Origin of the sequence: Streptomyces sp. NPDC048521 (assembly GCF_043199855.1) — a bacterium.
In the GTDB taxonomy this organism is placed as follows: Bacteria; Actinomycetota; Actinomycetes; order Streptomycetales; family Streptomycetaceae; genus Streptomyces.
This window is the reverse complement of sequence record NZ_JBICWR010000024.1, coordinates 41,470-55,763: the sequence shown is the minus strand read 5'-3', so window position 1 is coordinate 55,763 and position 14,294 is coordinate 41,470. Positions and strand designations below refer to the sequence as shown.

The window sequence follows — 14,294 nt, the reverse complement described above, 5'->3', positions numbered from 1 at the left end:
AGTTTTCACGACAGCACGGGGGGCCGAGGCCGGTACAGGTGTCCGGGCGCGGGCGGTGCCGCGTCCCATCGACGGCGAGCGGGGATTGTGCGCGCGCCCAGTGGTGAGAGGGTCGTCCGGCCGGCGAGGAGCTTGAGCCGGTCTTCATCGGGAGTACCGGGCTGGGCGGTGTGGATGGTCAGGGAGTGTGCCTCGTGGACGCAGAGGGGCAGGTCCAGCGGCTGGTAGGTGAGCTGCGGCGGCCGGAGTCAGGATGGTGGAAGCGTTTGACGCCGCCGTGATGGACGCGCACGTCGTGCGCGGCCCGGTGAGTGCGGAAGTCGGTGCTCACGGTGGACAGCTCACCGATGGGTTCGCGCAGTGCCTTGTCGCGCGGGGAGCGCCCGGCCTCGTCGCGCAGCAGGGCGACGCCGGGCGGCGACAGCGCCGTCCCAGTCGGCGACTCAGTCCGCCGGCGGGGAGCCCGGCCCGCTCCGGGGTGATCTTGGCGCGCCGGTGGCGAGGAAGTCCCGGGTCTCCGAACGGTTGCCGGGTCCCTGGTCCATGTCCTCCACGGTGGGCGTTCACCGCCGGGAAGGGAGGCAGAGCTTGTCCCCCCGTAAACGCGGCCTTCCTGGCCGGGGAGGCGGCCGCTTGTCTGGATACACAGCCAGGACCACGACTGCGGTTAGGCCCTTCCGGTGGGCTCTGCAGCAGCAGGGACGAGGACCGAGCAATCCGCGGGCATCCCGTGCCTTCCTGAACACCGACCGGCGCAGACGGCGCCGACACACGACAAGGAGATCCACCAATGCGTGGAGTAGTGATGCACAAGGCCGGTGACGTCCGGGTCGAGGAGCGCGAGGACCCGGAGATCATCGAACCCACCGACGCGATCGTGAAGCTGACCGCGACCTGCATCTGCGGCTCCGACCTGTGGCCGTACCGCGGCATCGAGCCCGCCGACCACACGCTCATGGGCCACGAGTACGTGGGCGTGGTCGAGGAAGTCGGCCCGGATGTGAAGACCGTCAAGCCTGGGGACTTCGTGGTCGGATCGTTCGTCATCTCGGACAACACCTGCGAGATCTGCCAGGCCGGGTTCCAGTCCAAGTGCGTGCACGCCGAGTTCGTCCACGCGGGGATCGGGACCCAGGCCGAGAAGGCCCGTATCCCGCTGGCCGACGGCACGCTGGTCGCCACGCCGGGACAGCCCGCCCCGGAGCTGATCCCCGCCCTGCTGGCCGCCTCCGACGTCCTGGGCACCGGCTGGTTCGCCGCCGTGGCCGCACAGGCGGGACCCGGCAAGACCGTCGCGGTCGTCGGCGACGGCGCGGTCGGTCTCATGGCGGTCCTCGCCGCGAAGCAGCTCGGTGCGGAACGCATCATCGCCATGTCCCGCCACCCCGAGCGGCAGAACCTGGCCCGCTACTACGGCGCCACCGACATCGTCGAGGAGCGCGGCGAAGAGGGCATCGCGAAGATCAAGGAACTCACGGGCGGGCTCGGCGCGCACTCGGTCATCGAGGCGGTCGGCACCCAGGAGGCGTTCATGCAGGCCGTCGGCGCCACCCGCGGCGGCGGACACCTGGGCTACGTGGGCGTCAACTACGACGTGACCATCCCCGGCATCGAGCTGTTCTTCGCAGGCATCCACACCCTCGGCGGCCCCGCCCCGGTACGCCGGTTCCTGCCCGCCCTGATCCAGCTGATCTGGGACCGCAAGATCGACCCCGGCAAGGTCTTCGACCTCACCCTGCCCCTCGACCAGGCGGCAGAGGGCTACAAGGCCATGGACGAACGCCGCGCCACCAAGGTGCTCCTCACCCTGTGAGACACCAGCCCATGGGGGCTCGAGGGCCGCTCAGCCCCGCAGCTGAGAAACTCCGCGAAGGGCCGAACCACCTACCAGCTCGCTTCGCTGGTCTCCACGCTCTCCCAGCCCCCGCCCAGGGACGAAACGACCGGCCGTCAGGTTTTCGTACCAGGTTTTCGTACCGAGGAGGAATCGACGGGTCGTCAGGGGGCCGTCCCATCGGGGAGGAGACGGCGGGCGGTCAGGGCCAGGGCGGTTTCGATCAGGTCGGCGGGGCGGGACAGGAAGCGGCCGGTCAACTGCTCGTAACGGCGTAGGCGGTTCAGTACGGTGTTGCGGTGGCAGAACAGCCGCTTTCCCGCCCGTTGGGCGGAGCCGTCGCAGGCGATCCATGCGGCCAGGGTGTCCACCAGCACCTCGGCGTCGGCGGGTTCCAGGTGCGCGAGCGGCCCGAAAGCGCGCTCCACGAGCAGGACGCCGAGTTCGGGGCAGGAGAGCACGAGCGCCTCGGGGAGGTGGTCGGTCAGCCGGACCGTGCCGCCCGGCTCGGGGCACAGGCGCAGGGCCGTGTCCGCCAGCCGGCGGGCCTCGCCGACCGCGGCCAGGCCGTCGACGGCACTGCCGATACCGACGCGCATACCCGGCGCCGGTTCGTCCGGCACGGGGGTGTGACCGTCCTCGGTCAGGAGGATGCCGTAGTGGGCCTTCGTTCCCGTGTGCCAGTACACCCTCGCGGCCGGGGGCAGCAGGGCGCGAGCGGCATCGGCGGGCCGTCCGCCCGCCGCGGCGATCACGACGTACCGTCCCTGCTCCGGCAGCCCGAGCACCTGTGCGGTCTCGGGCAGGTCGGCGATCCGGCCGGTGCCGTCGAGCAGGGCTCCGGCCAGCAGGCGCGCCCGGTTCTCGCGACGCCAGGCGAGCTCCCGTTCGGTCTGCCGGTAGGCGTCGGCGACGATCGTGCAGTGCTCGTCGACGAAGTTCCACACGTCGGACGCCACGTGCACCAGGAGCCGTACGTCCTCGGGCGCCGCGCGGGAAGTGACGTCGAGGAGTTCCTGCCACACCAGGGAGCCGCCCAGCCGGAACGCGTGCAGCAGTGCGTCCAAGGGCAGCCCCTGCTCGGCGCGGGTGACACCGATGTGCCAGGAGCACCGGCGCGCCGCGTCTCGGCTACCGTGCGGGTCGAGCAGGGAGGAGACGCTGTGGCGCAGTGAGCGGTGCACCTCCTTCCGGGTCGTCGCGTCGGCGTCGTCCCGCACGGCCCGGTAGGCGGGTTCGCGTTCGTGGAGGGCGGCGACCAGCCGGTCGGTGAGTCCGGGCAGGTCGTCCAGCAGCACGCGGGCGGCGCGGTGCAGCACGGGCAGGGCCTCGGCCTCGGTCAGCGAGCGACCGCGCGGCCCGGGTGGTCGTGGCACGGGCGAGCGTGGCACGGGCCGCGGCTCAGGGCGGAGCAGGGTTCGTGGCCGTACGACAGGGTGCATCGCGGTTCTCCCCCAGGGTCGGCTTCCCGGTGGTGCCCGCGGTACGGCCCGCGGCCCGGCGCACCGGTCACGGAGCCGGTGCGGTACGCCACCTGACTCGTCCTGTCCGAAGAATGGCATACCGTCCGGTCGGTCCCTAGGGGTGTGCAGCGGTCTTTTCCACCTGTTCGATGAAACGTGCCAACTCGACCCGGGAACGGACGCCGAGGGCGGCGAAGACGTTGCGCAGGTGGTAGTCGACGGTCCGGTTGCTGACCGACAGGCTGAGCGCCACCTCGCGGTTGGTGGCGCCCTCGGCGACACAGCGGGCGATCCGCAGTTGCTGCGGGGTCAGCCGGGCCAGTGCACCCTGTTCCGCTCCGGGCGGTGTCGTCGCCTCGGCGGTCCCGGCCTCCCCGTTCGCCCGGAGTTCCGCGGCCGCCTGCTGGGCCCACGGCCGGGCGCCGCAGCGTTCGAAGCCGAGCAGAGCGGCCCGCAGGTGGCTGCGCGCCTCGCCTGGTCTGCGGCGTCTGCGCAGCCACTTGCCGTACAGCAGTTCCGTGCGGGCCCGTTCGAAGTCGCCGGCGGCCTCCTCGTGCCGCCGCAGGGCTTGCCGGTACAGCGGGTCGGCCGCGTCGTGCGGGGCGAGCAGCGCGCGGCAACGCAGTAGCTGGGCGGGCGCCTGGGGGTCGGCGTCGCAGGCCGCCCAGAGCGCGAAGTCCTCGACCGCCGCCAGGGCGTGGTCCGGCTGCCCGGCGAGCGCGCTGGCCTCCACGAAGCAGGGAACGGCCAGCATCCACACGGCGAAGTGGCCGCGCCGGGCGCCGGGCCGGACCAGTGGGCCGAGCCGGTCCGCGGCCTCGCGGGGCCGGCCGCCGCCGAGGTCGGCACGGGCTGCCGCCCACTGGGCGAGCGTGGCGGCCTGGGCCAGTCCATGCCGCCGGGCGATGGACAGCGCGGCGGACACGTGCTCGGTGACGGTACTCCTGTCGCCCTCGATCGATGCCGCGAGAGCCAGCACGGCGTGGTGGTGGGCGGCCGTGTTGCGCTGCCCGGCGCGGTACGCGCTGCGCAGCCCCTCCTCCGCGTGGGTACGGGCCAGTGCGTGCCGTCCGGCTCGCAGCTCGCCGTAGGCCAGGTACTCCAGCGCCCGCGCCTCGTGCGCGCCGAACCGGCGGGTGCGAGCCGCCGCCAGCGCCCTCCCGCCGACCCGGCAGGCGGCGGTGATGTCGCCGAGCAGCAGGGCGGCGGCCGCCGACCGCAGCAGCCGTTCCGGTTCGTCCGTCCTCACGGCCTGGTCCACGACGCGGCGAAGGGGGGTGACGGCACGGTCGAAACGGCCCTGGAGCACGGCCTCCATACCGGCGCGGTGGTCTCGCAGCGGATCGAAGGGAACGGCTGGGTCGGCGAGCTCGGGCGGAACGGCCAGGGCGGCTGGCTCGCGGGAAACGGCTTGAGCGGCAGGCTCCTGAGGAACGGCCAGGGCAGCGGCCTCGGGCGGAACGGCCGGAGCGGCAGGCTCCGGAGGAGCGGCCGGAGCGGAGGGCTCGGCTACGGCATGCCCGCTGCCTGAGCCGCCCGCATCGCCCGCGCCACCCGTACCGCGGGTGCCCCCGTAGCCACCCGTACCGTCCGCGCCGACCAGCAGCCCTGCCCGGCCCCGATCACGCCCCGCACAGGCGTCACCACGGTCGCCCCCGACGGCCTTTGCTTCCCGGCCGTCACCCGGCACAGCGCACTCGCCCCGGTCGATCGCCAGTGTCCGCAGGCACTCCCCCACGTCTCCCGCCGCCCAGGCCGCCTCCGCGGCGGTCAGGACGGCCGCGCCGGACCGTTCGGGGTCGTGCGGGGCGAGCAGTGCGGCGGCGAAAAGGAGGGTCTCACGGGCGTCGTCGACCGGGCCGTCCCCCCACAGGGCCATCCCGCGCAGCAGCTCGGCACGCGCGCGTACCGGCAGGGGTGCCGGGCGGTCGCGGGCCGCGTCGAGCAACTGCAGTGCACGGGCCGGCTGCCCGGCGAGCAGGGCCTGTTCGGCTGCGTCCGTGTACCGCCGCAGCTGTGGCAGGCCGTCCGGCGTGAGTTCCGCGGCGCGGGTGTGGGCCCTGCAGCGCAGCGCGGGCGGGGCTCCGGTCGCGGGGTCGGCCGCGGCGGAGGACAGGACGGCCGCGAGAGCGGGATTCGGTGCCGCGTCGGCCCAGGAGCGGTGCAGCAGCGGGATCAGGTCGCGACCGTCCGGGTACGCGCGGGCCAGCGCGTCGTGGGTCGCGCGGCGCCGCTCGGCCGGCGCACCGGCGTACACGGTCCGCCGCAACAGCGTGCTGCGGAAGCCGAGTCGGCCGTCGGTGAGGTCGAGCAGTTCGGGCAGCGGATCGAGTGGCGGCGGGGCAGTCGAGAGCCGGGCGAGCGCGCGCAGGACCAGGCCGGCCTCGACGAGCGGCTCTCCCGACGCCGCTACGGCGGCCGCGACCGTCAACAGCAGGTCCCGCCGGCTGGGCGGCGGTCCGGTCAGGTGGCGGCCCGTCAGGGCGGTGAGTGTTCCGGCGTCGGCAAGCGGCCTCGGCAAGGGGGTGTGGCCGCGCAGTTGGGCGGGGGTCAGCCGGTGGAGCAGGCGCAGCAGGAGGGCGGGGTTGCCCTCTGCCTCGGCCGTGATCTCCGCGCGCACCCCGGGATCGAGGGTGCCCGGTGCGGCCTCGTCCAGCAGGGCGGCGGCGTCCGGTGGGGTCAGGGAGGCCAGACGCAGGAGCGGCAGCCCGGCGAACTCCGCGTCGACCGGGCGGTGTCCGGCGACGGTGAGGAGGAGGGCGACGCGGCTCGCGGCGGGGAGCCGGGCGGCCAGTTGCCCGAGGACGGCGCGGGAGCCCGGGTCCCACAGGTGGGCGTCGTCCACGCAGACCAGGACCGGCCCGGGCGCGGCCGTCGCCTCCAGCGCACCGAGCAGTTCCGGTACCGAACCCGGCCCGCGGGCGGCGGGTGCGCCGACCGCGCCGCACAGGGCCCGTACACCGGCGTACTGCTGCCGGGTCCGGGCCGGGTCGGCGCGGACGGCGATCACGGGCCCCGCGTCGAAGGAACGGGCCGCGAACGTCAGGAAGGCGGAGCGACCGCAACCGGGTTCACCGGTCACGACGCAGGCCGCGCCGCCGCTTCGCATCCGGTCCAACAGGGCTGCCACCGCGTGGTGTTGGGGACCGGGCCGGTATCCCGACGCAGCGGATTCAAGGGTCGGCAGTCCGCTCATTCCCGCGACCTTACTGGCGCGTCAGAACGGGCGGAAGGTACTCGTCCGGGGTGGCTGTCGGACCATGTGCGCTGCGACCTGCGGTTCTGAGGGTGGGAGCAGTACTCGGCATGTGGCGCGGCCCAACGTGCCCGGCCCTGCGCAGGGCACCGGCACAACAAGGGTGGCGGCCGTCCGCGACGAGACGGCCGCCACCGTGCCGGCGGCGAACGGTCAGGAGGTGTGCGGGCAGTTGCCCCGGTACTCCTCGATGGTCAGGCTCGGTCGCGGCACCGGGCACAGGAACTGCTCGTAGCGGGTGTCGTTGTCGATGAACCGCTTCAGCCACGAGATGCTGTACTTCGCGATCGTCGTGTTCGACGTGTTGGGCGTGAAGTGGGTGGCGCCGTTCAGCTCCAGGTACGCCCGGTCGAGCGAGGCGGGCAGGGTGTTGTAGAAGGGCTCGGCGTGGGTGGCGACCGGGGCGATGGTGTCGCCGTCGGCGCCGAAGATGAGCGTGGGGGTGCTGATCTCCGACCACGTCTTGTCGAGGTTCCACGGCGTCAGCGGGATCGCCGCCTGCAGCGAGGGTCGTGACTTCGCGGCTTCCAGGCTGCCGCCACCGCCCATCGAGTGCCCCATGACGCCGAGGCGTGTGCCGTCGATGCGGCCGCGGACCGAGCTGCTCTTGGTGAGGTAGTCGAGGGCGGCGAGCAACTGGCGTCCTCGGGAGTCCGGTTGGTCGAGCGTCGTGAGGGTGTCGATGGTGAAGACGACGAAGCCCTGGGACGCCAGGCGCGGGCCGAGCCAGGAGATGGACGACTGGGTGCCGGTGTAGCCGGGCGAGACGGCCACGGCTCCGAAGGTGCCGTCGGCGGTGCTGGTCGGATAGTAGATGGTCCCTCCGCCGAAGCCGGTCACGGCGAGCGGGGAGACGGTCGACTGGGAGACGGCGTACGGGCCGCGCGAGGCCTCGATGCTCCCCTCGGTCGGCGCCGGGCCGCGCTCGTAGGGGTTGTCCGCTCCGTGGGCCACCGGACCGCCGAGGGCGGTGAGACCGACGACGGCGGCGGCCGCGGTGGCGAGGGCGGCGAGCCGGCCGGTACGGCGGGCCGAGGGCGGACGGTGGGCGGGGATAGCGGTGCTGGTGCGCGGGTGCTGCACGACGGATCGTCCTCTCTGTCGTGGCGAGCCGCCTGTGGGGGCACGTGTCGCACGCGCAGGCGTGCAACGGCCCGACGGGCGCCGCCGCTGAACTGGCGGTGCCACTGTCGATGCCGTGCGGCCCCGGAGGCACCGGCAGAATCACCGGTCACGGCCCCCGCGTCCGCCGCGCCGGAACCCGGCCGCCCCTGCTCCCCCGACGAGCACGGGTGCCCCCCGCTCGTCCTCGGGCGGATCGACCACGTGGGCGCCTCGCAGGACACGCGAACCGGGGAGCACGCCGGGTCCACCCGGCCGTCAAGCGCCGGGAGCGCGTCGCGTTCGGGGTCCGGGAAGGCACATCCCACCGGCGCGACCGCCGACCCGGCCGGCCTACGCGGTCACGGCACTAGGCGGTTTCGTTGGGATCAGTGGGCGGACCAGAGGAAGATGCCTGCGATGTGGAGTCCGGCCAGGTAGATGGTCGCGGTCTTCTCGCAGCGGGTGGCGGTGCCGCGCCACTGCTTCAAACGGTTGATGCACCGTTCGACGGTGTTGGGCTGCTTGTACGCCTCTCGGTCGAAGGCCGGCGGTCTGCCACCGGCGCGTCCGCGCCGCATCCGGTTGGCCCGCTGGTCGGCCCGTTCAGGGATCACCGCGCGGATACCGCGTCTGCGCAGATGGTCCCGGATCTCGCGGGAGGAGTACGCCTTGTCGGCCAGGACCATCTCCGGCCTGGTGCGGGGCCGTCCACGACGGCGGGGAACGCGCAGCCGGGCCATGACGTCCGTGAAGGCGGGTGCGTCGCCAACCTGCCCGGCGGTGAGGACGAACGCGAGTGGCCGGCACCGGCCGTCGGCCGCGAGGTGAACCTTCGTGGTCAGTCCGCCGCGGGACCGTCCGATGGCGTGATCGTCCGGCTCACAGCCCGGGGCCCCTTTTTGCGGGCCCCGGCCGCGTGCTGGTGAGCGCGCACGATCGTGGAGTCCACCGAAACGGCCCAGGCCAGGTCCTCGTCCGCGTCGGCCTGGGCCACCAGCGCGGTGAACACCCGCTCCCACGTGCCGTCGACAGCCCACATCCGCAGCCGGTTGTAGACACCACGCCAGTTGCCGAACTTCTCCGGCAGGTGCACCCACTGCGTCCCCGTCTGGAACTTGAAGGCGATCGTGTCGATCACCTCACGATGATCCCGCCACCGGCCACCCCGCTTCGGTGTCCGGTCCGGGAGCAACGGCTCGATCCGCGCCCACTGCGCGTCAGTCAACGGCACACCCGGACCAACGATCCGATGATCTAAACGAAACTGCCTAGTACTCCAGTCAGAAATCGTTGCCTGAGCTGGTTCTTCTTCGGTAGTGGCAGCGGCGGGCAATCGCTTGGTGTTGTCTGCGCCAGAGGGACCAGTTCAGGGCGTGGATGACTGCTCCGCGGCGGGGTGTGGGGCGGGGCAGGAGAGTGTCCAGGAGTCTGCGGATCTCTGCCACCGTGAATCGGATGGTGCTGGTGGGGTCGTTTCTGCGGCCCCCCTTTCGGTGGTCTGGGCCGCGACGACGGACAGAAACGCGTGGGCGAGCATGGCCAGGGTGATGTGGCGATACCAACCCGGATAGCGGCGGACCTCGTACGCCCTTCGGCGTTGGCTGCCGGCTTCGAGATCGACGAGTGGTCGGGGGACATCGCGCCACAGGACGACGACATCAAACAAGCCGCCTTCTTCCCCCTACCCGAAGCTCTGAAGCTGCTCGGCGAGCTGGACAGCGCAGCCCAGCGGGAGCCCATCGTCGGCTATCTGACCGGGGCCACCACACCGGGGACCACCTGGCTGTACCGCAACCGGGGTAAGGAGGAGACGCTCGTTGCCCGCTGGTGACGCCAGACAGTGGTGGCCACATGAAGATCAGGATCTACAGCTGGAGTAACTACCTTGCCCGTCTCACGCGCTACGCCGATCGGGTGACATCGTGACCGGCTTCTTGAGGCATATGCCATAAGTCTGACTTACTGGCAATATCCAACCAACGGGCAGCCCGTACCGCTCGGGGGGCATGGTCCGGGTGGGGCTGTCGCCCTTCACACGTGGGGAGGGTGCAGGTCCGCCGGGATCGTGATGGGCACCCCTGAGGGGGTTGGATCGCCAGTCGGTGCCGCTTGCGCGGTGCCGGCTGGCTTGTTGTGCGGTGCCGGAACTTTCGGCGGAGGCGTGCGCCGGTGGTACCGAGCACTTCCCGGAACTCCCTTCGTCATCCGAATGCGCTGTTCGGTGTCGCCGAACGTCTTGTCAGTAAGGCGTTGGTATGACGTACTTGAAGAAGCGAACCGGTGGGCCGCCCATCCCATTACCGGGGATCACGGCAAAGGGCGGCGTCCGCCGGTTTTTTCTTGTGCGCTCACGAGGAAGCTCCGTTTCCGGCAACACAGTTGAGCCGCCATTCTCCCGTGAGGCCTTCCGCGAGGTTCGGCACGGCCTTCCCGGTTCCGCTGCGTCCCTCATCCCTTTCTGTCAGCGAGGAGTCTCCTCATGCCCATCTCCCCCAATCAGGGATCCACCGGCGGTGGCACGCTGGTGACAATCACCGGCACGAACCTGTCCGGCACCACCGCCGTCACCTTCGGCACGAAGCCGGCCACCAACATCACCAACGTCTCACCGACCCAGGTCACCGCGGTCTCACCCTCGGGCACCGGCACCGTCGGGGTGACCGTGCGGACCCCGGGCGGCACCAGCAACCCGATTCCGTTCTTCTACGTCGGAGCCCCGTTCAAGTCCACGCTCGGCCCGACCTCCGGCCCTCTGGCGGGCGGCAACACGGTCACGATCAACGGCGTGGGGCTGGCGACGGCCACCAGTGTGTCCTTCGGCGCCAACAGCGCCACGCCGACGGTCGTCTCCGACAACCAGCTCACCGTTGCCGTCCCGGCGGGTGCAGCGGCGGGTCCCGTAGGAGTGAGCGTGACCACCGCGGGAGGGACGAACAACGGCCTGTCCTACACCTACGTGGACGTGCCCGTCGTGACCACCGTCGCGCCGACGTCGGGGCCGACGTCCGGCGGCACCGGTGTGACCATCACCGGAACTAACCTCGGCACCACCGAGTCGGTCACCTTCGACGGCAACCCGGCACCGTTCTCCGTGGTGAACTCCACCACGGTCTCGGCGGTGTCCCCGCCCGGAACCGCAGGGGCGGCCGACGTGGTGGTGACCAACCCGGCCGGATCCGACACGGCCGCCGGTGCGTTCACCTACGTCGCGGGTCCCGGCATCTGAGCCGTCCTCCATGCTGCCGCCCGGTCTTCACCGGGCGGCAGCCTGCCTCGTGCCGCCGTCGGCGACCGCAGGGCAACCGGCGGCCCCGGACATTGCCCCTCGGTCGGCGGCCGTCACCCGGCTCTCCCATCCTCTGCCTGACCCGCCCCGGGCGGGCAGCATTCTCATCCGTTCGCGCCCCGAACGGGGCGGTTCATCGGCCCGGACCGGCATCCATGTCACCCCGGCGCCTTGCCCCAGGCTGCCCTAGGAGGCTCTACATGCCGCCCACGATCAGCACCATCAATCCCTCGCAAGGGCCCACCACCGGAGGCACCACCGTCACCCTCACCGGTACCGGAATGACGGGGTCCACCGCTGTGCGGTTCGGCAGCACCAACGCCACATCGTTCGTCGTCGATTCGGCCACCCAGATCACGGCCGTCAGCCCGGCTCGCACCGCGGGAGCGGCAGCTGTCTCGATCGTCCATCCCACCGGCAACAGCAACTCGGTGACGTTCACGTACATCACGGCGCAGGTGCCAGTAGTCACGGGTGTGACCCCGAGCAGCGGTCCCACCTCGGGCGGCACCACGGTGACCCTCACGGGAACCGGGTTCACCGGGGCCACAACGGTCACCTTCGCGGGGGTCCCGGCGACGTCCTTCTCGGTCAACTCGGCCACTCACATCACTGCCGTAACTCCAGCCAACAGCGCCGGCGCCGCCGTGGTGGCCGTGACGACACCAGGCGGCACCAGCGCCCCCGACGCCTTCTTCTTCTACGCCGCGCCACCCGTCCTCACCGGTGCAGCCCCCACCCAGAGCCCAACGGCCGGCGGCATCGTGGTCACCCTCACCGGCAACAACCTGCTCAACGCCGGCGCCGTCCGCTTCGGCACCACCAACGCCCCTTCCTTCACCATCGTGTCAGCAACACAGATCACCGTCACGGCTCCGCCGGGGACAGGGAATTCACCCATCACCGTGGTCACCCCGGGTGGCACAAGCAACCCCGTAGCGTTCACCTATGTGGCCGCTCCCGTCCTGACGGCACTGGCACCCGGCAGCGGCCCCACCTCCGCGGGCACAGTGGTCACTCTCACCGGCACCAACCTCGCCACCGCATCAGCCGTGACCTTCGCCGGCACGGCCGTCGCCTTCACCGTCGTGTCGGACACCCAGATCACCGCCGTGGCACCCGCGGGAGCCGCAGGCCCGCTCACCGTGACCGTTACTACTGCAGGTGGCACCAGCTCCGGGCTCACCTACACCCGTATCACCGCACCAGGCATCTGACGTTCCGACAGCAACAAGGAGCAGCTGCCGCCTCACAACACTCACCCGCCGCACGCACCGCTCCCTTTGGCGAGCCCGGCCGCTGATCCAACCGGGTTGGTTGCGGGCGCAGCCTTCCCAGCAGCTGGCGCAGATCCGCCTAGCGTGAAGCTCCACGTGCCCGCACCCTGCGGGCCCGGCGACAGACCAAGGAGCCGAACCGGTGCGCATCACGCCACGCAAAGGAAGACTCGTCACCGTCGCAGCCCTCGCCGCTGTACTGGGGCTGGCCTCGCCCGCCTGGGCCGTACCCTCGAACACCACGGTGACGGCAACGCCCCAGACCGCCGAGGTAGGCACTCCAGTGCAGCTGGAAGCCACGGTCGATTGTCCCGCCGACCCCACCGGCGGGCTCGGCGTAACATTCTTCGACGGCAGCACCCTGCTCGACACCGTGCCCGTCGGCGCCAACGGCCAGGCTGACTACACCGCCACGTTCACCACCACCGGCACGCACACCATCACCGCCGCCTACAACGGCAACGCACAGTGTGACGCCTCCAACAACACCACGACCGTCCAGGTCACATCCGCCCCGACGCCTCCTGGACCGCCTTCCGGCCTCTGCCTCCTCGCCTGCGGCGCGCTGATCAATTTCTCCGTCGGCGACATCAACAACACGGTCTACACCACCGGGCAGAAGTACAGAAACCGGATCGAGCCGCACTGGCACTGAGGGTCCCTCGACGAAGCGCCGATGCGCCGCGGGCACCGAGCTCGTCGAGGACCAGGCGGTGGAGCTTCGCCCCCCTGGCCTTCGACCACTCCGTGAAGCGCTGGTGAGCTGTCGCTCCCGAACGAGGCGGACGACAGCCGCTGCCAGGTGCAGCCTGACGTGGCCACGAACACGATCGCAACCAGCACCTCTCAGTCACCATGCCGACGTCTGCCTCCGCCTGTGAAGTTTCCTCGTGATCTTGGACATTCGATCTCCATGCCGCGAGGGCGTGCTGGTGGCGCTGTCTGGTCTCGGCCGGGGTGAGGTAGCCGAAGACCTTGTGCTTGCGCAGTCGGCGCCGGTTGTAGAGCGTCTCGATGAAAGCGAAGATGGCGAAGCCCTCGCCCGCGCCCACGCCGCCCGCGCGAAGATGGCCGCCGCGCTCGACGAGGACCAGGAGCCCGAGCCCGATGAGCCCCTGGAGCGGCAGCCGGTCTGGAAGCGGCCCCGGAAACCGAAGTCGAAGGCGGCGAAGGAGGCGGAGCTGGGCAAGCAGCGGCGGCGGCTCCGGGACGCCGGACGTCGCCGCCTTGCCGCCGGGCAGTCGCGCCGGCCCCGGTCCCGGCAGAACCGGATCGGCAACGCGGCCGCGCGCCGCGCGCTCGCGCCCTGTCCCGGCTGCGGCACTCCAACGCCTGGCTGTGGCCCCGACAACCCCGCCTCCGGACGCGTCCTGATCAAAGCCGGATTCACTCGCGTCGGCACGTTCGACCGGCACACCGACGACGGAACCATCGCCTACGAGCTGTACGCGCTGGAAACCGCCGCTACCTGAACCAGCGCGACACACGGAAGGGGGGAGCGGCCGAGGTCCCCACTGCTTACATGCGCTCCCGTGCGATGCCGCGGATGCTCAGGCCGATGCAGATGGCATCGCACAGAGTGCGATCCGACGACCCTGCCACCACAACCTCACGTGTCGCAGCACCGGTTGAACCGGAGCAGGGGAACCCTGCCAGGAACCTGCGATACACCTGACGGCATGAAGTTGCGCCACCTCAGCCCGCTGATGGCACGCTGTGAAGACGGCGGCCTCAGCTATGACCGCTTCCGTGCCGACTGTGCACTGGTATCCCCGCACTGGCCCGACGACGTTCTCGAACAGCTCCTCTTCGACCACGGATAACGCCGCCTTCGTGCACGACTACGGCGGCATCGACCTGCGCGAGGTCAGGTGGCAGCTCGAGACGATCCCGGCCGCGGACTTCAACGAGATGCCGACCGGAGCGTCCGATGCCGGCTGCATCGAGAGCTACGCCGAGAACCCGGTGCACTGGGTCAAGGTTCGCCGCCCCGAGGTGGGTCGGCACTGGGAAGAGCCGGGACGTGGCTGCGCCCGCCGGTCCTGATCGTCCGACGCCTCCTGAACCCATCAGA

Annotated in this window: 11 protein-coding genes and 3 pseudogenes; 7 read left to right on the top strand and 7 right to left on the bottom strand. The window is 71.3% G+C overall.

Annotated features, from left to right (window positions below; translation table 11 throughout):
• Window positions 1–178: 178 nt before the first annotated feature.
• A complete protein-coding gene (locus ACGFRF_RS36775; protein WP_393747718.1) occupies window positions 179–361 on the bottom strand; it encodes a hypothetical protein in 183 nt (60 codons plus the stop codon).
• Window positions 362–790: 429 nt separating this feature from the next.
• Between ACGFRF_RS36775 and ACGFRF_RS36770 the strand changes: the two genes are divergently transcribed.
• The gene (locus tag ACGFRF_RS36770) at window positions 791–1,813 is read left to right on the top strand and encodes a zinc-dependent alcohol dehydrogenase family protein (protein ID WP_393747630.1); all 1,023 of its coding nucleotides are present in this window, start codon (window positions 791–793) and stop codon (window positions 1,811–1,813) included.
• A gap of 185 nt (window positions 1,814–1,998) precedes the next feature.
• Here ACGFRF_RS36770 and ACGFRF_RS36765 read toward each other — a convergent pair whose 3' ends face one another.
• The 5 genes and pseudogenes from ACGFRF_RS36765 to ACGFRF_RS36745 form a co-directional block, all read right to left on the bottom strand.
• Entirely contained in the window at window positions 1,999–3,276 is a 1,278-nt protein-coding gene (locus tag ACGFRF_RS36765) for a PucR family transcriptional regulator (protein WP_393747628.1), read from the bottom strand.
• Between the two features lie 136 nt (window positions 3,277–3,412).
• Window positions 3,413–6,493 (bottom strand): LuxR C-terminal-related transcriptional regulator, encoded by a 3,081-nt coding sequence (locus ACGFRF_RS36760; protein WP_393747626.1) that lies wholly within the window; start codon window positions 6,491–6,493, stop codon window positions 3,413–3,415.
• A 213-nt stretch (window positions 6,494–6,706) separates the two neighbouring features.
• Window positions 6,707–7,609 (bottom strand): alpha/beta hydrolase, encoded by a 903-nt coding sequence (locus tag ACGFRF_RS36755; RefSeq protein ID WP_393747716.1) that lies wholly within the window; start codon window positions 7,607–7,609, stop codon window positions 6,707–6,709.
• A 434-nt stretch (window positions 7,610–8,043) separates the two neighbouring features.
• Window positions 8,044–8,903 (bottom strand): IS5 family transposase gene (locus ACGFRF_RS36750; protein WP_393747714.1). Its coding sequence is split into 2 segments (ribosomal slippage): window positions 8,044–8,529 and window positions 8,532–8,903, totalling 858 coding nucleotides; the frame shifts between segments, so codons are not numbered across the junction.
• Between the two features lie 120 nt (window positions 8,904–9,023).
• A pseudogene (locus ACGFRF_RS36745) lies at window positions 9,024–9,242 on the bottom strand (IS701 family transposase); the annotation flags it as partial.
• Between ACGFRF_RS36745 and ACGFRF_RS36740 the strand changes: the two are divergent.
• The 4 genes from ACGFRF_RS36740 to ACGFRF_RS36725 all read left to right on the top strand — a co-directional run bounded on the left by ACGFRF_RS36740 (window position 9,207) and on the right by ACGFRF_RS36725 (window position 12,875).
• Window positions 9,207–9,488 (top strand): hypothetical protein, encoded by a 282-nt coding sequence (locus ACGFRF_RS36740; RefSeq protein WP_393747730.1) that lies wholly within the window; start codon window positions 9,207–9,209, stop codon window positions 9,486–9,488. The pseudogene ACGFRF_RS36745 and the gene ACGFRF_RS36740 sit on opposite strands and share 36 nt — an antisense overlap.
• Before the next feature lie 648 nt (window positions 9,489–10,136).
• Entirely contained in the window at window positions 10,137–10,883 is a 747-nt protein-coding gene (locus ACGFRF_RS36735) for an IPT/TIG domain-containing protein (RefSeq protein WP_393747625.1), read from the top strand.
• A gap of 260 nt (window positions 10,884–11,143) precedes the next feature.
• Window positions 11,144–12,160, top strand: a complete 1,017-nt coding sequence (locus ACGFRF_RS36730; RefSeq protein ID WP_393747623.1) for an IPT/TIG domain-containing protein — start codon at window positions 11,144–11,146, stop codon at window positions 12,158–12,160.
• A gap of 202 nt (window positions 12,161–12,362) precedes the next feature.
• Complete coding sequence (locus tag ACGFRF_RS36725) at window positions 12,363–12,875, top strand: Ig-like domain-containing protein (protein WP_393747621.1); 513 nt, start codon at window positions 12,363–12,365, stop codon at window positions 12,873–12,875.
• Here ACGFRF_RS36725 and ACGFRF_RS36720 read toward each other — a convergent pair.
• A pseudogene (locus ACGFRF_RS36720) lies at window positions 12,853–13,096 on the bottom strand (transposase); the annotation flags it as partial. The gene ACGFRF_RS36725 and the pseudogene ACGFRF_RS36720 overlap by 23 nt on opposite strands.
• Before the next feature lie 191 nt (window positions 13,097–13,287).
• Between ACGFRF_RS36720 and ACGFRF_RS36715 the strand changes: the two are divergent.
• Window positions 13,288–13,562 (top strand): annotated as a pseudogene (locus ACGFRF_RS36715) (hypothetical protein); the annotation flags it as partial.
• Window positions 13,563–13,969: 407 nt separating this feature from the next.
• Window positions 13,970–14,266, top strand: a complete 297-nt coding sequence (locus ACGFRF_RS36710) for a hypothetical protein (RefSeq protein ID WP_393747619.1) — start codon at window positions 13,970–13,972, stop codon at window positions 14,264–14,266.
• Window positions 14,267–14,294 lie beyond the last annotated feature (28 nt).